The sequence below is a fragment of the Sphingobium amiense genome (assembly GCF_003967075.1).
GTDB classification, from domain to species: Bacteria; Pseudomonadota; Alphaproteobacteria; order Sphingomonadales; family Sphingomonadaceae; genus Sphingobium; species Sphingobium amiense.
This window is the reverse complement of record NZ_AP018664.1, coordinates 729,198-750,091: the sequence shown is the minus strand read 5'-3', so window position 1 is coordinate 750,091 and position 20,894 is coordinate 729,198. Positions and strand designations below refer to the sequence as shown.

Genomic DNA, 20,894 nt, shown 5'->3' with positions numbered 1-20,894 from the left:
GGCCAGCCCCCTTATAGGGCTTCTGGACAGAGCCGTATCGGGGTGGCAAAGCATCTGGTCGGGGACGCCAAGATGACATACCGCCTGAACTTTCATGCGCACTGAACGCATCGCCGCTATTCTGCTCGCGGCCGGAACCTCGTCGCGCTTCGGCGAGGAGGACAAGCTGATGGCGCCGCTGCGCGGCAAGCCGCTGGCGGCTCATGCACTGGAAACGGTCGCGTCCATGGCGTTTCAGGAGCTTGTCGCGGTGGTCCGCCCGCTGGAGCAGGCGCCGGTGATCCATCGCAAGCTGGAGCGGCGGGGCTATACGCTGATCGTCAACGACCGGCCCGAGGACGGCATTTCAGGCAGTATCGTGCGGGCCATCGAATATCTGATGCCCAGACGGCGGGTTCGCGGTGCGCTCATCTGCCTTGCCGACATGCCCGATATTCCGCCGACACATTATAACCGCATCTGCATGGCGGCTGAGGACATAAGGTCGGTCGTCGCCAGCACCGACGGCTTTTCCCCCTCGCCGCCCGCCTTCATCGGGCGCAAGCATTTTCCCGAACTGCTGGCGCTCAAGGGCGATCAGGGCGCGCGTGCGCTGCTGAGCCACGGTATCCAGATCGAAACATCCGGCGCGGTGCTGCACGATGTCGACACGCCGGAAGATTTGCTGAATGGGCGGACGGTCACGCCGACCTGATTACATTTCCGGCACGCCCTGACCGATTTCCCGCGCATCGGGCGCACGGCCGATCGGTAATGATCCGGTCTGCCGTTCGATCCGGCGATGCACGACCGGCGGGTGGGGACTGTCGTGGAGAGCCAGAACCGCTTCGCTGTTGGCGATGTCGGCGACGGTGCGCCGCTGGTTATGGCGGACATAGTCGAGCCAGGTCGAGACATGATAGCGCTCGACCCAGAGGTCAGGCTCCCCAAGGTCGCGGAGCAACTGCCAGCCATGCGCGCCGTCCCGCCTCCGGATGCGGCGGCGTTCGCTCATGGCGGTGAGGAACGGCACGACCGATCCTGCGGGGATGCGATATTCGATGGTGACGACGATAGGGCCGCTTCGCGGTTCGACCGCAACGGCGGTGGCGGGTTCATGCCAGTCGCCGCGCGGATCGAGATTGTCGTCGCCGATCTGGGGCAGCGGCCTCAACAGCCCCAGCATCGCCGCAATGAACTGTGCGGCGGCAGCGGCGTGGAGACCGGCCACCACGCCCTGATGCTCCGCAACCCAGCCGAACAGCCACGCGCCCGCCGCCATCCCGCCAAATGCGACCATCTGATAGAGCGCGACCGCGCGGGCCACGACCCAGCGCGGCGCGGACATCTGAACCGACACGTTGAAGGTCGAGAGCGCCAGCACCCACCCTGCCCCGGCAATCGTATACCCGAACATCGCGAGCGCGATCCAGCCGCTGCTGCCCGTGATGGCCGTTCCGACCGCCATCGCCAGCGCAGCGGAGCGCACGATGGCTTCGTTGCTGGCCCGCGCACGCAGGCGGCGGCTGGCCAGCGCGCCTGCCACCGCGCCAAGGCCGAACGCGCCGCTGGTGATGCCGAAGGTCAGGGCGCCGCCGCCCAGCAGATCGCGCGCCACCAGCGGCATCAGCGCCGACACCGCGCTGGCGCCAAGGCCGAAGGCGCCCGCCCGCATCAGCACCAGCTTGATATTCGGCGACGCCGCCGCGTAACCGATGCCTGAGAGCATGGCGACGCCGAGCCGTTCGCGCGGGAGCAGCTTGGGCGGCAGATCGGGACGCCAGCGCGCGAGGACCGCGAGCAGACCGATATAGCTGACCGCATTGGCGAGGAAGGCGGCAGCCGCGCCTGCCGCCGCGACGATGATGCCGCCGATTGCCGGACCGAGGCTGCGCGCGAGGTTGAAGCCCATGGAGTTCAATGCGACGGCGCTCGGCAGGGCGGCGCGCGGCACCATATCGCCGACCGAAGCCTGCCACGCCGGGCCGTTCACCGCCGTCGCGCAGCCGATGAGGAAGGTGAAGGTCAGCAACAGCCACGGCGTCATCAGCCCCGCCCAGGCGGTTGCGGCGAGCGCGGCGGACGTGACGAGCATCGCGCACTGGCAGGCGATCATGACCCTGCGCCGGTCGAGATTGTCGGCCACGGCGCCCGCCCAGAGCGAAAGGAGCATGATCGGCAGCGTCGTCGCAGCCGGAACCAGCGCGATCAGCAGCGGCGAGGCGGAGAGCGACGTCATCATCCACGCCGCACCTACCGACTGGATCAGGCCGCCGAAATTGGACGCGAGGCTCGCGATCCAGATGGAGCGGAATGTCGGGATCGAAAAGGGCGACGGCGGCTGGGGCGACTGGGCTTGGGTGACGGCGTCCATGCGCTGGATATAGGCCAAGGCGGGCAACAGGCAACGCCCTCTTGCCAGCGAGGCGGCGTCCGGCGCGTAATGTGACTCGGCAGCGCTATCGAGACAGCGATGTAGACAGCTAAACGCATATTTGCGGCGAGAGGCGGAGAGGTGACCCTACGGCCCGGCCGGCCTGCACTATCCACTTGCACTTTACGTAAACGTAAATACATTCAGATCCACATCCCAGCCGCCGCGCGGCTCCACGGAGAGGGACTGAAACGAAATGGAAGCCTATATCTACGACGCTGTTCGCACGCCCCGCGGGCGCGGCAAGGCGGACGGGTCGCTGCACGAGATCACGCCGATCCAGCTTGCGACGCAGGTGCTGGAGGCGGTGCGCGACCGCAACGCCATTGATACGGCCGATGTGGACGACGTGATCCTCGGCTGTGTCAGCCCGGTGGGCGAACAGGGCGCGGACATCGCGCGCGTGGCCGTGCTGAACGCCGATTATGCGCAGACGGTGCCGGGCGTGCAGATCAACCGCTTCTGCGCTTCAGGGCTGGAAGCCGTCAATATGGCCGCGGCGAAGGTCTATTCGGGCGAAGCGATGTTCGCCATCGGCGGCGGTGTCGAATCGATGAGCCGCGTGCCCATGGCATCGGACGGCGGCGCATGGGCCATGGACCCGGCAGTCGCCTACAAGACCTATTTCGCCCCGCAGGGCATCGGCGCGGACGTGATCGCGACCAAATTCGGCATCAGCCGCGACGATGTCGACGCCTACGCCGTGGAGAGCCAGAAGCGCGCAAAGCAGGCGTGGGATGAGAACAGGTTCGCCCGGTCCATCGTTCCCGTAAAGGATGTGATCGGCCGCGTGGTCCTCGACCATGATGAGCATATGCGGCCCGATGCGACGATGCAGTCTCTGGGCGCATTGAAGCCGAGCTTCACCGCTCTGGGCGAGGATATGCCGGGCTTCGATACCGTGGCGCTGCTGCGCTACCCGGAGCTGGAGAAAGTCAACCATGTTCACCACGCCGGCAACAGCAGCGGCATCGTGGACGGCGCGGCGGCGGTGCTGGTCGGCAACAGGGATATGGGCGAGAAATACGGCCTCAAGCCGCGCGCGAAGATCAGGGCGATGGCATCCATCGGGTCCGAACCGCTCATCATGCTGACCGGGCCGGAGTTCGTCGCGGGCAAGCTGCTGGCGCGGGCAGGCATGACGCAGAGCGACATCGACCTTTGGGAACTGAACGAAGCCTTCGCATCGGTCGTGCTGCGCTACATGCAGGCGATGGATCTGGACCATTCGAAGATCAATGTGAACGGCGGCGCAATCGCGATGGGCCATCCGCTCGGCGCGACGGGCGCGATGGTGCTGGGCACCGCGCTCGACGAGCTGGAACGCTCGGGCAAGGGCACGGCGCTCGTCAACCTGTGCGTGGGTGCGGGCATGGGCACCGGCATCATCATCGAGCGCGTGTAAGCAGCGGATTAGGAGAGACTGATATGAAAACCATCCGCTTCGACATCGACGCCGACGGCATCGCCACCCTCGTCATCGACGTTCCCGGCCAGTCGATGAACGTCATCGGCCCCGACCTGCTCGCCGACCTGGATACCGCGATCACGCGTATCGGCTCGGAAGATAGCATCAAGGGCGCGGTCATCGCATCGGGTAAGGACAGCGGCTTCATGGCCGGCATGGACCTTAAATATTTCGGGTCGATGCTGGCGACGGGCAACGGTGAACGCCCTGCCCCCGCCGATATTTTTGACAGGGTGTTCGTGCTGAACCGGTTGCTGCGCCGCCTCGAAACCTGCGGCAAGCCGGTCGCATGCGCCATCGAGGGCACATGCGTAGGCGGCGGGTTCGAGCTGGCGCTTGCCTGCCACCGCCGGTTCGTCGGCGACAGCAGCAAGACGCAGCTCGGGCTGCCGGAAATCCTGATCGGCCTTTTCCCCGGCGGCGGCGGGTCGCAGCGGCTGCCGCGCGTCATGGGCGTGCAGGCGGCGCTGATGTACATGCTACAGGGCAAACTGTTCCGCCCGGCGGAAGCGGCGATGCTGAAGGTCGTGGACGCGGTCGTCCCGCAGGGCACGGCGCTCGACGCCGCACGCGAATGGGTGAAGGCGAACCCTACCGCCAGCACCCAGCCATGGGACGTCAAGGGCTTCAAGGTGCCGGGCGGCGCGGGTGGCTTCAACCCTGCGTTCGTGCAGACGATGGCGGGGGCGCTGCCGATGACATTGAAGCAGACGCAGCGGAATATGAACGCGCCCATCGCCCTGCTGTCCGCCGTCTATGAAGGCATCACTCTGCCCATGGATCGCGCGATCCAGATCGAGAGCAAATATTTCGCGAAGGTCGCCGCCGATCCGCAGGCGTCGAACATGATCCGCACCCTCTTCGTCAACAAGCAGGCCGCCGAGCGCGGGGCGCGGCGTCCGAAGGACGAGGCGAAGGCTCCGACGCGGAAGCTCGCCATGCTGGGCGCGGGCATGATGGGTGCGGGCATCGCTACCGTCGCCGCGCAGGCGGGGATGGAGGTCGTGCTGTTTGACCGCGACCTCGCCTATGCTGAAAAGGGCAAGGCGCATGTCGAGGAAGTTCTCAAGAAACGTCTGGGCAAGAGCATGACGCCCGAGAAGATGGCGGAAACGCTCGCCCGCGTGACGCCGACCACCGACTATGCGGCGCTCGCAGGCAGCGACTTCGTGATCGAGGCCGTGTTCGAGGATGTGGCGATCAAGGCGGAGGTCACGAAACAGGTGGAGGCGGTGCTGGGCGCCGACACCATCTTCGGGTCGAACACTTCCACCCTGCCGATCACGAAACTGGCGCAGGCGTGGAGCAGGCCGGAAAATTTCATCGGCATCCACTTTTTCTCTCCGGTCGAGAAGATGCCGCTTGTGGAGATCATCCTAGGCGAAAAGACCGGCCCCGCCGCCATCGCCAAGGCGCTGGATTTCGTGGCGCAGATCAGGAAAACGCCCATCGTCGTGCATGACAGCCGCGGCTTCTACACCTCGCGCAGCTTCGGCACCTATGTGCAGGAAGGCGCGGAAATGGTGGGCGAAGGGATCAACCCCGCGCTCATCGAGAATGCTGGCAAGCAGTTGGGTATGCCGACCGGCCCTCTGGCGGTCAGCGATGAGGTGTCCATCGAGCTGGGCGTCAAGATCATGACGGCGGCGAAGAAGGAACTGGGCGACGCCTATGTGCCGCAGGCGTCCGACGATGTCGCGTTGAAGATGGTCGAGGCCGGGCGGCTGGGCCGCAAGAACGGCAAGGGCTGGTATGACTATCCAGAGGGCGGGAAGAAGCACCTGTCTCCGCAAATCGGCGAGATGTTTCCGCGCGCGCTGCACCAGCCCGATGTCGAGGCGGTGAAGGAAAGGCTGCTCTATCGCCAGTTGATCGAATGCGCCCGCTGCTTTGCGGAAGGCGTTCTGGAGACGCCCGAGGATGGCGACATCGGCGCGATCTTCGGCTGGGGCTTTGCGCCATACACGGGCGGGCCTTTCAGCCATATGGACACGGTCGGCATCGCGCAGGTTGTCGAGACGCTCGACCGGCTGGCGCGCGAACATGGGCCGCGCTTCGCGCCCACACAGCAACTGCGCGATATGGCGGCGAGCGGCGCCACCTTTTACGGCAAGGTCAGCGCCAGGGCCGCATGATCGCCCTGTAAATCGTCATCCGACTGGGCTAGGTCTCCCCGGCGACACGCAGGGGAGACCTAATCTTTATGAGCGACAAGCCCACGGTTCTGGTGACGGGCGGAGCCGGCTATATCGGCAGCCATGCGGTGCTGGCGCTGAAGGACGCCGGTTATGGCGTCGTGGTGATCGACAATCTGGTCACCGGGTTCGACTGGGCGGTGCCGCAGGGGGTGCCGCTGGTGCGCGGCGACGTCGCCGACCAGCCGCTGGTGGAAGCGACGCTGCGCGAGCATGACGTAAAAGCGATCATGCATTTCGCGGGATCGGTCGTGGTGCCGGAATCGGTCGAGAACCCGCTCAAATATTATCACAACAACAGCGCCAAGACCCGCGACCTGATCGAAAGCGCGGTGCGTGTGGGCGTGCCGCATTTCATCTTTTCCTCGACCGCCGCGACCTACGGCATTCCCGAGGAAAGCCCGGTCAGGGAAACGACGCCGCAGCGGCCGATCAATCCCTATGGCATGTCGAAGCTGATGACCGAATATATGCTGCGCGATGTGGCGGCGGCGCATCCGATGAACTTCTGTGCGCTGCGCTACTTCAACGTCGCGGGCGCCGATCCGCAGGGGCGCAGCGGCCAGTCGACGGCTGGGGCAACACATCTCATCAAGGTTGCGGTCGAAGCCGCACTGGGCAAACGCAGCCATGTCGGCGTCTTCGGCACCGATTTCGATACGCCGGACGGCACGGGCGTGCGCGACTATATCCATGTGACGGACCTTGCCGCCGCGCATGTGCTGGCGCTGGAGGCGCTGATGGCGAAGCCGGAGCAGAATTATATGCTCAATTGCGGCTATGGCCGGGGCTTTTCCGTGCTGGAAGTGCTGGACGCCGTGGATCGCGTGACCAACATGACGATCGAGCGCAGGCTGGAGGGCCGCCGCGCGGGCGATCCGGACTCGCTCATCTCCGACAATCGCGCGATCATGGCGGAATTTCCGTGGCAACCGCGCCACGCCGACCTGACGCAGATCTTGACGCACGCGCTCGCATGGGAACGCAAGCTCGGCGAGCGGCAGGGCGGATGAGCGAGACGAGCGTCCGCGCCTTCTTCGCGGAACATGCGCCCGATGTGGCGATCATCGACCAGGGCGTGAGCACCGCGACCGTGATGGACGCCGCCGCCGCGCTGGGGGTCGAACCTGCCCGGATCGCCAAGACGCTTTCCCTGCGCGTGGGCGAGCGGGTGGTGCTGGTCTGCGCGCGCGGCGACGCCCGGCTGAGCAACGGCAAGGCGAAAGCGGCGCTGGGCGCGAAACCGCGAATGCTGGGGACGGAGGAGGTCGAGGCGATCACCGGGCATCCGGTGGGAGGCGTGTGCCCCTTTGGCCTTCCCGCGCCGCTGCCTGTCTATTGCGACATTTCCCTGAAGGCATTTCCGACTGTCTTTCCCGCTGCAGGATCGCGCACCGCCTCGGTCGAACTGACGCCCGAGCGGCTGGCCGCCTTGACCGGGGCGGCATGGGTGGACATCTGCACCCTGCCCGACGCGACGGAGTGACCATGCCGACCGAACATATTTTCCCGACCGGAGCGGAAGCCGCGGCCGATCTGGCCGGGCGGATCGCGCGCATCCTGTCCGACGCCATCGCGGCGCGCGGGATCGCAACCATCGCGGTTTCGGGCGGCCGTTCGCCCCGCCCGGTGCTGGAAGCGCTGGCGAAGGCGCCGCTCGACTGGACGAAGCTGATCGTCACGCTGGTCGACGAGCGCTGGGTCGAACCGTCGAGCGCAGACAGCAACGAACGGCTGGTGCGGGAAACCCTGTTACAGGGACCGGCGGCGGAAGCGCGGTTCGTGCCGATGAAGAACGCAGCGGCCGACGCCTATGCGGGGCAGGTGGCGGCGGAACCGGATTTTGCCGCCCTGCCCTGGCCACTGGACATCGTCCTGCTGGGCATGGGCGATGACGGCCATACCGCCTCGCTTTTTCCGGGAGCGGCGGAACTGCCCAACGGGCTGTCCTCCCCTGCCCGCACCATGGCGGTGACGCCGCCAGCCGCGCCGCACCAGCGGCTGTCGCTGACGGCGAGCGCGATCCTCGACAGCCGGCACATCTTCCTTCAGATCGGCGGCACGGAGAAGCGGGCGGTCTATGCGCGGGCGCTGGCGGGCGGAGCGGTGGAGGAACTGCCGATCCGGCTGGCGCTCTGTCAGGATGAAGTGCCGGTCGAGGTGTGGATCGCGGAAGGCTAACCTTCTGGTGCGTGCTTCGAGACAAGGTAGCGCCAGACGCCCGTCGCGTTGATGAAAAGCAGCGCGACATTCTGCCAGCCGATGCCCTCGCTGTCTTCGCTGAGGAATCCCCATCCGATCAGCGCCAGCGACGATGTGACGAACAGGACGAAGGCCCAGCCGGTCACGCGCCGCCCCAGGTTGAGCGAGACGACCAGCGCCGCCAATGTGGCAGCGCCTGCGCCATAATATTGAAGGGCGGTGAGCAGGGAGGCGTTCATCTGCATCGTCAACCCGCGCCCGCCGCTTCGGTTGCGAGCGGGATAACATGCGTTTAGGCAGCGGGCATGATTTCGCAGATCGACCCCTTCCACGCCATCGCCATCAGCCGGGAAGCGCACCGCCTTGAAGCGGAGGGGCGCTTCATATTGCACATGGAGTTCGGGCAGCCTTCGACCGGCGCGCCCGCCAACGCCATCGCGGTCGCGCATGAGGTGCTGGACACGGACCCCATGGGCTATTGGGAAAGCCAGAAGCTCAAGGAACGGATCGCGGGTCTTTATGCGGACCGGCATGGCGTTGCCGTCGATGCCGAGCAGGTGCTGCTAACCTGCGGCGCTTCGCCAGGACTGGTGCTGGCGCTGACCTGCCTGTTCGCGCCGGGCGCGCGCGTGGCGACGGCTCGGCCGGGCTATGTCGCCTACCGCAATACGCTGAAGGCGCTCTATCTGGAGCCGGTGGAGGTCGCGTGCGGCCCGGCGGAACGTTACCAGATCAGCGCGGATGCCATCGCGCGGCTCGATCCGGCGCCTGCCGGGCTAATCGTCGCCAGCCCCGCCAATCCCACCGGCACCATCATCCCGCCTGCCGAACTGCGCGCCATCGCGCAGGTTTGCGCCGAGCGCGGAATCGCCATAGTGTCGGACGAAATCTACCATGGCCTGAGCTTTGGCGAACCGGCGCATTCGATGCTGGAATTTTCGCCGGACGCCGTGATCGTCAACAGCTTCTCCAAATATTTCAGCATGGCCGGGTGGCGGCTGGGCTGGGTCGTCGTGCCGCCGCACCTGATCGACGCGGCGCGGGCGCGGATGGGCAACCTGTTCCTGACGCCGCCCGTGCTGGCGCAGCGCGCGGGGCTGGCGGCATTCGACGGGGTTGCCGAACTGGATGCGCATGTCGAAACCTATCGCCGCAATCGGGAATTGCTGCTCGACGCACTGCCTGCGATGGGGCTGGCGCGGATCGCCCCGCCGGACGGTGCCTTCTACATCTATGCCGACATCAGCCATCTGACGAACGACAGTCTGGATTTCTGCCAGCGGCTGCTGCGCGAGACGGGCGTAGCGACCGCGCCGGGCATCGACTTCGATCCGGTGGACGGCCATCGCTTCATCCGCTTCAGCTTCGCGGTGTCGAGCGACCGGGTGGAGGACGCCATCGCTCGGATGGTGCCCTGGTTCCAGCAGCAGGGATCGCAGCGATAGGCGCAACCGGCGCTTGAGGCTCAAGAAAAGTGGTGCGGGTGGTCGGGCTCGAACCGACACTCCTTGCGGAACCGGATTTTGAGTCCGGCGCGTCTACCAATTTCACCACACCCGCGTGGCCGGTGAGCGCAGATGGCAAAATCACGGCGCTGCGTCCAGCCGAAAATCGGGCGGCGCCGCTCAATCGTCGCGGTGCGTGGGCGGCGCGAAGCTGACCTGCGACAGCCGCCACGCTTCATCGGGCCTGCCCGGCCAGAGCGCGTCGATGTCGAGCGCATCCTGCGGACCGACATGGCCGTGCACCTCGGCGCGGATCAGGCGGCCGGTTTCGCGCAGACGGACGGTGGAACCGGAATAGCGGGCTTCGAGCCGCTCCTTCAGCGCCTGCGCGTCGTCGGACAGTTTCGGGCTGGAGAGGCCACGCGGCGCGCCGTCGACCAGCTCGGCGGTGGAGGAGCGCAGCGCCTTGATGCCGTCACTGACGATGCCGAACGAAATGAAGGCCGCCGCCACCGAGTCCGCCCACCAGAGGCCGAGGCCCAACCCAAGCACGCCCGCAATCCCGGCCGCGCCGGTCATCCAGTTCGCCTTGTTCATGAGCGCATCGGTGTGCAGCAGCTTGTCCGACAGTTTTTCCGCCAGCGGCAGTTCCTTGCTCCCGATGATGAGCGGCGGCACCAGCGCGTAGACCTGTGCCGCCAGCATCAGCCAGCCGAGCCAGATGTCGCGGCCGAGCAGCCGCACCGACCCCACCGTGGCATGATCGCCATGGACCAGCGTCATCGCCGAATCCCACAGCATCAGCCCGCCCGTCGCTGCGAGCGCCACAGCGGCGAGGAAGAAGCCAAGGCCATTCACGCGGTGAAAGCCGAAAGGATAACGCGGCGACACCTGCCCCCTGCGCTCCATGCGCGCGGCGACGAGGAAGGCGATGGGCGGCACGAGGCCCAGCGTATCCTCGACCCAGGCGGTCTTCATCGTCTGGCTCTGCCCCATGACGAGGCCCATCGACACGATGATCGAGATCGTCCAGCCGATGTTCCAATATTCCAGCCGCTCCGCCTGTCGGAGCGTCCGGACGATGTCGTCGGGCAGTTCGTCCGCCCCGGTCATGTGTCCGCTCCCGGATCGGCGCTGGCGCGGCTGGCCTTTTCCACCGTCATGATCCAGCGGTTCTCACCATTGCGCATGACGGCATGATATTGGACGCGCCGCTCGCCAGTCCCCTTGTCGGCCAGCGGCGGGCCGGGAGTCACGCGCGTCACCCAGGGACTGTCCGGGTCCAGAGGCGTGAGAACGAGGTCGAGTTCACCGCGCTCAAGCTGCTGGAGCAGGGTTTCGGTCGAGCCGGAAACGAAGACGGGCCGCGCGGTCGTCGCCGCGGTCAGTGATTTGAGGAAGCGTGTCCGCGCGGCGGCGGCAAAGCGGGTGTCGCCGGGCACCAGCCCGATCCGGACGCTCCGGGATGCTGCGATATGCTCGCTTGTGCGATCCGGGTCGCGCGGCAGGTCGGCGCAGCCGGCGAGCAGAGCGACAAGAAGGGAGACGAACGCGGCTTTCATTACGAGGCGGAAACGGCTGACCCTGCCGCGAAGTTCCTGACGCGCGCCCGCCGCCTTGCCTCTGTCCGGCGATATTCCCGCCCCGCATTGCCGCAGCGGAAGAGGCGCGTTAGCGTGGGTTGCGTAACGATCCTGCCCCGTTATAAGGGCGGCCTCGTGCAGACATTGATATGACCCAAACGGAGAAGGACCATCCTTTGACCGACCCGTCTGCTACGTTCCTGCTGTTCGGCGCGACCGGCGATCTTGCCCGCCGGATGATCTTTCCCTCGCTCTACAATCTGCTGTCCGACGGCCTGTTGCCCGACGATTTCCTGATCGTCGCGTCCGGCCGTTCGGCGATGGACGACGCCGCGTTCCGAAAGGAAGTAGACGCGGCGCTCAAGGAGTTTCTGGCGGCGGACCGCTATGACGCGGAACGGGCGAAGAGCTTTGTCGGGATGATCCGGTATCAGCCGGTGGAGGCTGGCAATGCGGATCAGTTCAGGGCGCTGGCAGACCGTATCGACGGGCGGGCCGACCGGGGACTTTCCGTTTACCTCTCCACCCCGCCTTCCCTGTTCGCGCCGACCGCGCAGGGGCTGGCGGAAGCGGGCCTCATCACGCCCAAGACGCGCATCGCGATGGAAAAGCCCATCGGCAAGGATCTGGCCTCCTCGAAAGAGGTCAATGACGGTATCGGCGCGCTGTTCGACGAGAGCCAGATTTTCCGCGTCGATCATTATCTGGGCAAGGAAACGGTGCAGAACCTGCTCGCCCTGCGTTTCGGCAATGTGATGTTCGAGCCGCTGTGGAACGCGACTGCCATCGACCATGTGCAGATTACCGTAGGCGAGACGGTGGGGCTGGAAGGCCGTGTGTCCTATTATGACGGCGTGGGCGCGCTGCGTGACATGGTGCAGAACCATGTGCTCCAGATCCTGTCGATCATCGCGATGGAACCGCCCGCGCGCATGGACCCGACCGCCGTGCGCGACGAGAAGGTGAAGGCGCTGCGGTCGCTGCGGCCAATGACCGACGAAACGGTGAAGACGCACAGCGTGCGCGGGCAATATACACCGGGCGCGGTCAAGGGGCAGATCGTCACAGGCTATGCCGACGAACTGGGCAAGCCGTCCGACACCGAAACCTTCGTGGCGCTCAAGGCCTATATCGACAACTGGCGCTGGCAGGGGGTGCCTTTCTACCTGCGCACGGGCAAGCGGATGCCCGACCGGCAGTCTGAAATCGTCATCCAGTTCAAGCCGGTGCGGCACAGCATCTTCGGACGGAACGGCCATGGGTCGGGTCTTGAACCCAATACGATGGTCATCCGCCTCCAGCCGGAGGAATATATCCGCCTCCAGATCATGTCGAAGCGGCCGGGCCTCGAACGGCAGGTGCAACTGGAGGAGGTGACGCTGGACGTGTCGCTGACCGCCGCCTTCGCCGGGCAGCGGCGCCGCATTGCCTATGAACGGCTGATCCTCGACCTTCTCGCCGGCGACCAGACCTTGTTCGTGCGCCGCGACGAGGTGGAGGCGCAGTGGACCTGGATCGACAGCATCATCGACGGGTGGAAGGACGCCAATGTGAAGCCGTCCCCCTATAGTTCGGGGAACTGGGGGCCATCGTCGGCCATTGCCCTGATCGAACGCGACGGAGCAAGCTGGCATGACTGATCTTCACCCCACCATCGCCAAGGTGACGGAACGCATCGTAGAGCGCAGCCGTCCGAGACGGCGGCAATATCTCGACCTGATCGAGCGCGGGCGCGACGCGGGCACCAACCGCGCGCAACTGTCCTGCGGCAACCTCGCCCACGGCTTTGCCGCGAGCGGGGAGGACAAGCCGGTGATCCGCACCGGGCAGGCGATGAACATCTGTATCGTCACCGCCTATAACGACATGCTGTCGGCGCATCAGCCCTATGGCCGCTATCCCGAACAGATCAAGATCGCCGCGCGCGAAGTCGGCGCGACGGCGCAGGTGGCGGGCGGCGTTCCGGCGATGTGCGACGGCGTGACGCAGGGGCAGGCGGGGATGGACCTGTCGCTGTTCAGCCGCGACACGATCGCGATGGGGACGGCGGTGGCGCTGAGCCATGCGATGTTCGAAGGCGCGCTGCTGCTCGGTATCTGCGACAAGATCGTGCCGGGGCTGCTGATCGGCGCGCTGCGGTTCGGGCATCTGCCGACGATCCTGATCCCTGCCGGGCCGATGCCTTCGGGTCTCGCCAACAAGGAAAAGGTGCGCATCCGCCAGCTTTATGCCGAGGGCAAGGTCGGGCGCGAGGAACTGCTGGAGTCCGAAAGCGCCTCTTATCATGGGGCTGGCACCTGCACCTTCTACGGCACGGCCAACAGCAACCAGATGATGATGGAGATGATGGGGCTGCACATGCCCGCCGCCTCCTTCGTCAATCCGGGCACGAAGTTGCGGAGCGAACTGACCCGTGCTGCGGTGCATCGGGTGGCGAGCATCGGCTGGGACGGCGACGATTATCGGCCGCTGGGCCACTGCGTCGATGAAAAGGCCATCGTCAACGCGATGATCGGCCTCATGGCGACGGGCGGATCGACCAACCATGCGATCCACCTGCCCGCCATCGCACGGGCGGCGGGGATCAGCATCGACTGGACCGATCTGGCCGAGATTTCCGATGTCGTGCCGCTGCTGGCGCGGGTCTATCCCAATGGCTCCGGCGATGTGAACCACTTCCACGCGGCAGGCGGGATCAGCTATGTGATCCGCGAACTGCTGGACGCCGGGCTGCTCCATCGCGACATCCTGACCGTCGCGCGCGCGGACCTCACCGATTATGGCAAGGAGCCGGTGCTGGAGAATGAGGCGCTGGTGTGGAAGGACGTGGACGCTTCGCGCGACGAGAATATGCTGCGTCCGGCGTCGAACCCCTTCCAGCCCGATGGCGGCATGAAGCTGCTCCAGGGCAATCTGGGCCGTTGCGTCATGAAAGTGAGCGCGGTGGATCGCGAACGCTGGACCATCGAAGCGCCCGCCGCCGTCTTCCACGATCAGGACGATGTGCTGCGCGCGTTCAAGGCGGGCGAGTTGGAGCGCGACGTGGTGGTCGTGGTGCGCTTTCAGGGCCCGCGCGCCAACGGGATGCCGGAACTGCACAAGCTGACTCCGGCGCTGGGCGTGCTTCAGGATCGCGGGTTCAAGGTCGCGCTGCTGACCGACGGGCGCATGTCGGGCGCGAGCGGCAAGGTGCCCGCCGCGATTCACCTGTCGCCCGAAGCGCTGGGCGGCGGCCCCATCGGCAAGCTGCGCGATGGCGACCGGGTGCGCGTCTGCGCCGAGCGGGGCGTGGTCGAGGTGCTGGTGGGCGCGTCCGAATGGGCCGCGCGCGACCAGCCCCCCGCTCCCCCGCCGCCCTACGACACCGGGCGCGAGCTTTTCGCGCTGTTCCGCCACCATAGCGACCTTGCCGAACAGGGCGCGTCCGCCATGCTGGCGGCGATGGAAAGCGAGCTCTAAATTTCACCGTCAAGCCAGCGCAGGCTGGCATCTCCGACGAGAGGACAAAGCGCCCCTCCAGAGATCCCAGCCTTCGCCGGGATGACGATCATATGAATGGGATGCCGACATGACCGACATCATCGCCGCCGACATCGGCGGGACCAACGCCCGCTTCGCCCGCGCTTCGCTCGACGCGCGGGGCGTGCCGACGCTGGGGACCGTGCGCAAATATAAGGTCGCGGATTATCCGAGCCTGACCGCCTGCTGGGCCGCCTTTGCCGAGGATGAGGCCAAGGACGGCGCGGGCGATCTGCCCGATGCGGCCTCCATCGCCTTTGCGACCGCCATCGGGCGCGAGGTCATCAAGCTGACCAACAGTAGCTGGGTGATCCGCGCCGATACGCTGGCGGACGACCTTGACGTGCGCACCGTGCGGCTGGTGAATGATTTCGAGGCGGTCGCGCATGCGGTATCGCGCCTGCCGGACGAGAATCTGCCGCTGCTGTTCGGTGAGGATCGCCCCTTTCCGCGCGACGGCGGCGTGACCGTGATGGGACCGGGCACCGGCCTTGGCGTCGCGATGATCGCCTATGACGATGGCGATCCGCATGTGATCGCGACCGAGGGCGGGCATCTGGATTTCGCGCCGCTCGACCATATCGAGGAGCGCATCCTCACCTATCTGCGCGACAAGTTCCTGCGCGTGTCGACCGAGCGGATCGTGTCGGGACCGGGCCTCAACTATATCTACAAGGCGATGGCGACCATCGGGCATGAGCGCGTCATGCTGATGGAAGACCCGGAACTGTGGCAGGCGGCGCTCGACGGGACGGACGATTTCGCGCGGCGGGCGCTGGAGCGCTTCTGCCTGTGCTACGGATCGGTCGCGGGCGATCTGGCGCTGGCGCATGGCCCGCATGCCGTGGTGCTGGCAGGCGGCCTCACCCAGCGAATGAAGGATTTTCTGCAACAGAGCGGGTTCCACACCCGGTTCAAGGCCAAGGGCCGGTTCGAAAGCCTGATGGCAACCGTTCCGATCCGCTGCGCCATTCACGAGGAAATCGGCCTGTTCGGGGCCGCCGCCGCATTTCGGGAGAAAAAAGCATGACCCTTTCGGTCGAACAGGTGATGGAACTGGCGCCGGTCATCCCGGTGCTGGTGGTCGAGCGGGTCGAGGACGCGCTGCCCATTGCGCAGGCGCTGGTGGCGGGCGGGCTTCCGGCGCTGGAGGTGACGCTGCGCACCCCGGCCGCGCTGGAGGTGATCCGCGAGATGGCAAAGGTGGAAGGTGCGGTCGTGGGCGCGGGCACCGTGCTGAACCCGCAGCAGCTCGACGCGGCAATGGAGGCGGGCGCGCGCTTCATCGTCAGTCCGGGCCTGACCGAACCGCTCGGCAAGGCGGCGATTGCCGCAGGCATCGCCTTCCTGCCCGGCACCGCGACGGCGGGCGACATCATGCGCGGCATGGACATGGGGCTGTCGCACTTCAAATTCTTTCCGGCGGAAACATCGGGCGGTCTTCCCGCGCTGAAGGCGCTGGCGGCTCCCCTGCACGGCGCGCGCTTCTGCCCCACCGGCGGCATCACGGCGCAGAGCGCGCCCGAATGGCTGGCGCAGCCCTTCATCAAATGCGTCGGCGGAAGCTGGGTCGTGCCCAAGGGGCCGGTCGATCCGGCAAAGATCGAGGCGCTGGCGCGGGAAGCGGCGGCTTTGCCCCGTCACGGCACGGCGCGCTGATCCGGTTGCGCGCCGCCCTGCCCCGCCCTAGATGCAGGACATGACTCCGCGCCGCATCCTGACCGCCTTCGCCCTGTTCCTGTCGGGATGCGCGGGCGCGCCGCAATCCTACCCCTCGCTCGCCAAGCGACCGATTGAAAGCGCGCCGATGGCCGATGTCGCGCCGCCGCCAGCGCCTGCCGCCGCCGACCCGGCGCTGGCCGGGGAAATCGCCCGCTACACGGCGCAGGCGGACAAGGGCGCGGCGGCTTTCGACACGGCCTACGCCAAGGCCGATCAGGCAGTGAGCGCGGCGAACAGCGCGGGCGTTTCCAGCGACGCATGGGTCGCGGCGCAGGTGTCGATCAGCGCGCTGGAGGCTTCACGCAACGACAGCGTATCGGCGCTCGCCAGCCTCGATACGCTCTACGTCCAGACCAGCAACGCCGTTGCGGACGGGAAAGCCAGAGGCGGCATCGCGGAAGTGGACGCGGCGCGCGCCGCGGCGCTGGCGCAGGTAGACCGGCAGAACGACCGGATCGACGCGCTGAAAGCACGCCTGCCCCAGCCCTGACTGGTCATTCCAGAGCCTTCACCCCAGAGCCTTCACCGCGCCTTTGTGCGCCTTGGCATTGTGGACATAGTGGTCGATACCCTCTCGCATGTCGATGATCGCGGCGTCGGGCAGGTCACGCATGAATTTCGCCGGGCGTCCGGCCCAGAGCTGGCGGTGCGCCACCGTCTTGCCAGAGGTCAGCATCGCACCCGCCGCCAGCATCGCGTCGCTTTCCACGGTGCAGCCGCTCATGACGATGGCCCCCAGCCCTACGAAGGCCCGGTCGTGCAGCACGCAGCCGTGGATCATCGCCATGTGGCCGATCAGCACATCCTCGCCGATGATCGTCGGCCAGCCGTCGAGCGGGCGGCCATCGTCGCGCTCGCCCGCGCTGTCGCAGTGGATGACCGTGCCGTCCTGCACATTGGTGCGGGCGCCGATGCGGATGCGGTTCACATCGGCGCGGATCACGCAATTATACCAGATGCTCGCATCCTCGCCGATTTCCACGTCGCCGATGATGCGGCATCCCGGTGCGATGAAGGCGCTGGGGTGGATGACCGGCGTCTTTCCGCCAAAGGGGATGATGCTGACATCGGGATGCGCGGCGGTCATGGGGCGGCTTTCCTTCAGGGTCTGATCTTGAGCGTGGGCAGGATGCTGGCGTGGTCGTCGGTCCAGGTCGCGAAGCCCGGACGTTGGGCAAGCGGCTGCCAGAGGGGGCGTCCCGTGCCGTCCACCAGCCGGTCGAGCTTTGCAGGATCGCGGGACAGGGCAACCCAGATCGAAGCGGCATAATGATGCGCGTCGTCGCGGACGGAGGGGCGGTAATGGCGCAGGCGGGCGTGCCAGCCCTCCGCCCTTGCCGCCGCCGCGATCACGGGCCGCAGATCGAGGAAGCGGTTGGAGATATGGATGAGCAGCAGCCCGTCCGGGGTCAGGCGGCGGCCATAGATCGCCATCGCCTCCCGCGTCAGCAGGTGGACGGGGATGGAATCCGACGAAAAGGCGTCGATGACGAGGATGTTCGCGCCGCCCGCCGGTTGCCGCGCCAGCGTCATGCGGGCGTCGCCGATGACGATGTCCGCATCCGGCAGGCAGCGGGACAGGAAGGTGAAGCGGGCGGGATCACGGGCGATCTTCGCCATGGCGGCGTCAATCTCGTAGAAGCGCCAGTGCTCGCCGGGGCGTGCATAGCAGGCGAGCGTGCCTGCCCCCAGACCCACGATGTCGATCCCGGCCTTCGGCCCGTAGAGCGCCTGCGCATTGGCGAGCGCCAGCCCTACGCCGGATTTTGGCGCGTAGTAGCTGGTCGGCTCCCGCTCCATGCCCGGCGTCAGGTTCTGGATGCCGTGCAGCGTCGTGCCGTGGAACAGGACGCGCTGGTCCGCCCCCTTGTCCACCACGCCATAGACGCCGAAATAGCTGCGGGTCAGCATGCCTGACGCCGATTGCGACAACTTTTCCCAGCCGCTGAGGCACAGCATGAGGTAGAGCAGCATGCCCGCCGTCAGGATGCGGTGGCCGAGCGCCATCACCGCCATGGCGATGATCGTGACGAAGCCGATCGTCCTGACGATGGGCGGCTGCGGACCGAGCAGTCCCCCGCCCAGCATTGAGAGGAGAAGCCCCGCGACCAGCATCAGCGCCGCGAGCCAGTGGCGGCGGTCGGGATTCTCCCAGAGCAGGCGCGGCAGGCGCAGGATCGCCCGGTGCGGCGGCAGGAGCAGCACGGCGGCGACCAGCAGGATCGGATATTCATAGGTCCAGTCGAAGATCAGCGGGGCGAGCAGCGCGCAGAACAGGCCGCCCAGCATCCCGCCCGCCGACAGGACCAGATAGAAGCGCGTCAGATGCTCCGGCGCCGGGCGCTGATCGTAGAGGCGGCCGTGCAGGGCCACGGCGACGACGAACAGCACGGCAAGGATGCCGATCGCGATGAACACCGGGAAATGCACGCCGCCGGTAAAGGCGATGCACGCGCCGATCAGCAGGACGAGCGGCGCGATCTGGCCGAAGAGGCGCGCCGCGTCCCGCCGTTCGGCAAAGGCGATGGAGTAGCTGAGCAGATAGAGGCCGAGCGGCAGCACCCAGAGCAGCGGCATCGCGACGATGTCGGTCGTGAGATAGAGCGTCGTCGCCAGCATCAGGCCCGAAGGCACCGCTGCCAGCGCCGTCCAGCCGAGCATCGTTCGGGTGTCGGGCTTTGGACCTGTGGCCGCCGCCTCCGCCTGCGGATCGACCGGGGGCAGCCGCCTTGCGCTCATATAGACGAGGAAGAAGAGCGCAGCGTAACCGAGCGACCAGAGAAGGCTCTGCGCCCTGAGCGTCAGCAGCGGCTCGACCAGCAGCGGATAGCTGATGAGGCCGGCGAAACTGCCGATATTGGACGCGGCATAGAGCGGATAGGGATCGCCCTCCCCCGTCAGCGCATACCAGCGCTGGAGCAGGGGCGCCTGCGCCGCGACGACGAAGAAGAGCGGGCCGATGGACGCGCCGAGCAGCCAGAGCACCCACAGGCCCGGCTCGATCCCCAGCGGCGGCTGCCAGGCGGCAAGGCCGATGGGGAGGAAGATGGCGCTGGCGAGGAACAGACCGAGGTGGATGAGCGCCTGCCGCCGCGCGGCGAAGCGCCCCAGCCAGTGCGCATAGGCATAGCCGCCCAGCAGCAGCGCCTGATAGACCAGCATCGCGCTGTTCCACACCGCCGGCGACCCGCCCAGACGCGGCAGCGCCATGCGGGCGATCATCGGCTGGACGAGGAACAGCAGGAACGAACCGGCGCAGATCGTGAGGACGAAGCGCTGGCGCGTTCCCACGATCGTCATGCGCCCAGCAGCCGCGCGGCGTGGAGCGCGTGGTAGGTGAGCACGCCCGAGCAGCCCGCCCGCTTGAACGCCATCAGCGTTTCGAGGATCAGCCCGTCGCGGTCGCCCGTGCCCGCCGCGGCGGCATGTTCGATCATCGCATATTCGCCCGACACCTGATAGGCGAAGACCGGCACGGCGAAGCGGTCACGCACCCGCGCCACGATGTCGAGATAGGGCAGGCCCGGCTTCACCATCACGCTGTCGGCCCCTTCGGCAAGGTCGAGCGCGACTTCGCGCAGCGCTTCCTCTCCATTGGCGGGGTCCATCTGGTAATTCTTCTTGTCGCCCTTCAGCAGTCCGCGCGATCCCACCGCGTCGCGGAACGGGCTGTAGAAGGCGCTCGCATATTTGGCGGCATAGGCCATGATCTGCACATTGGCGTGGCCTTCCTCCTCCAGCGCCTCGCGGATCGCGCCGACGCGGCCGTCCATCATGTCGCTGGGCGCGATGATGTCCGCGCCCGCCGCCGCCTGATTGAGCGACTGGCCGATCAGCACGTCGATGGTCGCATCGTTGACGACATAGCCGGTCGGATCGAGCAGCCCGTCCTGACCGTGGACCGTATAGGGATCGAGCGCCACGTCGGTGAGCACGCCGATGTCGGGCACCGCATCCTTGATCGCACGGATCGCCCGGCACATGAGATTATCGGGGTTGAGCGCTTCGGCCCCGTCGTCGCTGCGCCGCTCGATGGGCGTGTTGGGGAAGAGGCCGAGGCAGGGAATGCCCGCGTCGCGCGCTTCCCGCGCGCGGTCGACGATGCGGTCCACCGACCAGCGCGACACGCCGGGGAGCGCGCCGATCGGCTCCTCGACGCCATCCCCTTCGGTCACGAACAGGGGCCAGATGAAGTCGGCGGGCGACAGGCGGTTTTCGGCATGGAGCGCCCGGCTCCAGGCCGTTGCGCGCGGACGGCGCAAACGCAGCGCCGGATAGGAAGCATGGGTCATGGGGTGCGGGTGTAGGCGCGCGGGCGCGGCGGATCAAGGCGGACGCGACACCGAC

19 protein-coding genes and 1 tRNA gene are annotated in these 20,894 nt (G+C 66.8%); 12 read left to right on the top strand and 8 right to left on the bottom strand.

The features are described from left to right. Positions 1-94 precede the first annotated feature (94 nt). Positions 95-694: a nucleotidyltransferase family protein gene (locus SAMIE_RS03545; protein ID WP_066698946.1), complete on the top strand. Its 600-nt coding sequence runs from the start codon at positions 95-97 to the stop codon at positions 692-694. Here SAMIE_RS03545 and SAMIE_RS03540 read toward each other — a convergent pair whose 3' ends face one another. Then, positions 695-2,353, bottom strand: coding sequence for an MFS transporter (locus tag SAMIE_RS03540; protein WP_066699030.1), 1,659 nt, complete (start codon positions 2,351-2,353; stop codon positions 695-697). A gap of 256 nt (positions 2,354-2,609) precedes the next feature. On the opposite strand from SAMIE_RS03540, the gene SAMIE_RS03535 reads away from it, so the two are divergent. The 5 genes from SAMIE_RS03535 (at position 2,610) to pgl (ending at position 8,257) form a co-directional block, all read left to right on the top strand. After that, positions 2,610-3,818, top strand: coding sequence for an acetyl-CoA C-acetyltransferase (locus tag SAMIE_RS03535; protein WP_066698948.1), 1,209 nt, complete (start codon positions 2,610-2,612; stop codon positions 3,816-3,818). 23 nt (positions 3,819-3,841) lie between these two features. Continuing rightward, on the top strand, positions 3,842-6,016 hold the full coding sequence (locus SAMIE_RS03530) for a 3-hydroxyacyl-CoA dehydrogenase NAD-binding domain-containing protein (RefSeq protein ID WP_066698950.1): 2,175 nt from the start codon (positions 3,842-3,844) through the stop codon (positions 6,014-6,016). A gap of 68 nt (positions 6,017-6,084) precedes the next feature. Then, entirely contained in the window at positions 6,085-7,089 is a 1,005-nt protein-coding gene (galE, locus tag SAMIE_RS03525; protein ID WP_066698953.1) for a UDP-glucose 4-epimerase GalE, read from the top strand. Then, complete coding sequence (locus SAMIE_RS03520) at positions 7,086-7,562, top strand: YbaK/EbsC family protein (RefSeq protein ID WP_066698955.1); 477 nt, start codon at positions 7,086-7,088, stop codon at positions 7,560-7,562. Before galE ends, SAMIE_RS03520 begins: the two co-directional genes overlap by 4 nt. Before the next feature lie 2 nt (positions 7,563-7,564). Beyond that, positions 7,565-8,257, top strand: coding sequence for a 6-phosphogluconolactonase (pgl, locus tag SAMIE_RS03515; protein WP_066698958.1), 693 nt, complete (start codon positions 7,565-7,567; stop codon positions 8,255-8,257). Here pgl and SAMIE_RS03510 read toward each other — a convergent pair. Further along, positions 8,254-8,517, bottom strand: a complete 264-nt coding sequence (locus tag SAMIE_RS03510; RefSeq protein ID WP_066699033.1) for a hypothetical protein — start codon at positions 8,515-8,517, stop codon at positions 8,254-8,256. The genes pgl and SAMIE_RS03510 overlap by 4 nt on opposite strands. A 66-nt stretch (positions 8,518-8,583) precedes the next feature. On the opposite strand from SAMIE_RS03510, the gene SAMIE_RS03505 reads away from it, so the two are divergent. Beyond that, positions 8,584-9,723: a pyridoxal phosphate-dependent aminotransferase gene (locus tag SAMIE_RS03505; protein ID WP_066698960.1), complete on the top strand. Its 1,140-nt coding sequence runs from the start codon at positions 8,584-8,586 to the stop codon at positions 9,721-9,723. A 30-nt stretch (positions 9,724-9,753) separates the two neighbouring features. Here the strand turns inward: SAMIE_RS03505 and SAMIE_RS03500 are convergent. The 3 genes from SAMIE_RS03500 to SAMIE_RS03490 form a co-directional block, all read right to left on the bottom strand. After that, positions 9,754-9,838: transfer RNA gene (locus SAMIE_RS03500), tRNA-Leu, on the bottom strand. A 65-nt stretch (positions 9,839-9,903) separates the two neighbouring features. Then, entirely contained in the window at positions 9,904-10,836 is a 933-nt protein-coding gene (locus tag SAMIE_RS03495) for a cation transporter (protein ID WP_066698962.1), read from the bottom strand. After that, positions 10,833-11,285 carry a type 2 periplasmic-binding domain-containing protein gene (locus SAMIE_RS03490; protein WP_066698964.1) on the bottom strand — a complete coding sequence of 151 codons (453 nt, stop codon included), beginning with the start codon at positions 11,283-11,285 and terminating at the stop codon, positions 10,833-10,835. The genes SAMIE_RS03495 and SAMIE_RS03490 overlap by 4 nt, the downstream gene beginning before the upstream one ends. A 197-nt stretch (positions 11,286-11,482) precedes the next feature. Between SAMIE_RS03490 and zwf the strand changes: the two genes are divergently transcribed. The 5 genes from zwf (at position 11,483) to SAMIE_RS03465 (ending at position 17,037) form a co-directional block, all read left to right on the top strand. Then, positions 11,483-12,946 carry a glucose-6-phosphate dehydrogenase gene (gene zwf / locus SAMIE_RS03485; protein WP_066699035.1) on the top strand — a complete coding sequence of 488 codons (1,464 nt, stop codon included), beginning with the start codon at positions 11,483-11,485 and terminating at the stop codon, positions 12,944-12,946. Continuing rightward, the gene (gene edd / locus SAMIE_RS03480) at positions 12,939-14,765 is read left to right on the top strand and encodes a phosphogluconate dehydratase (protein ID WP_066698967.1); all 1,827 of its coding nucleotides are present in this window, start codon (positions 12,939-12,941) and stop codon (positions 14,763-14,765) included. Before zwf ends, edd begins: the two co-directional genes overlap by 8 nt. Before the next feature lie 109 nt (positions 14,766-14,874). Continuing rightward, positions 14,875-15,855, top strand: a complete 981-nt coding sequence (gene glk / locus SAMIE_RS03475; RefSeq protein WP_066698970.1) for a glucokinase — start codon at positions 14,875-14,877, stop codon at positions 15,853-15,855. Next, complete coding sequence (eda, locus tag SAMIE_RS03470; protein WP_066698977.1) at positions 15,852-16,484, top strand: bifunctional 4-hydroxy-2-oxoglutarate aldolase/2-dehydro-3-deoxy-phosphogluconate aldolase; 633 nt, start codon at positions 15,852-15,854, stop codon at positions 16,482-16,484. Before glk ends, eda begins: the two co-directional genes overlap by 4 nt. Before the next feature lie 40 nt (positions 16,485-16,524). Then, complete coding sequence (locus SAMIE_RS03465; RefSeq protein WP_066698981.1) at positions 16,525-17,037, top strand: hypothetical protein; 513 nt, start codon at positions 16,525-16,527, stop codon at positions 17,035-17,037. An 18-nt stretch (positions 17,038-17,055) separates the two neighbouring features. On the opposite strand, the gene SAMIE_RS03460 is transcribed toward SAMIE_RS03465, so the two are convergent. The 3 genes from SAMIE_RS03460 to hemB are packed head-to-tail and all read right to left on the bottom strand — an operon-like array spanning position 17,056 to position 20,839. After that, positions 17,056-17,634 carry a gamma carbonic anhydrase family protein gene (locus SAMIE_RS03460; RefSeq protein WP_066698983.1) on the bottom strand — a complete coding sequence of 193 codons (579 nt, stop codon included), beginning with the start codon at positions 17,632-17,634 and terminating at the stop codon, positions 17,056-17,058. 14 nt (positions 17,635-17,648) lie between these two features. Then, positions 17,649-19,847, bottom strand: a complete 2,199-nt coding sequence (locus SAMIE_RS03455) for a spermidine synthase (protein WP_066698985.1) — start codon at positions 19,845-19,847, stop codon at positions 17,649-17,651. After that, a complete protein-coding gene (hemB, locus tag SAMIE_RS03450) occupies positions 19,844-20,839 on the bottom strand; it encodes a porphobilinogen synthase (protein WP_066698988.1) in 996 nt (331 codons plus the stop codon). The genes SAMIE_RS03455 and hemB overlap by 4 nt, the downstream gene beginning before the upstream one ends. Positions 20,840-20,894: the final 55 nt, after the last annotated feature.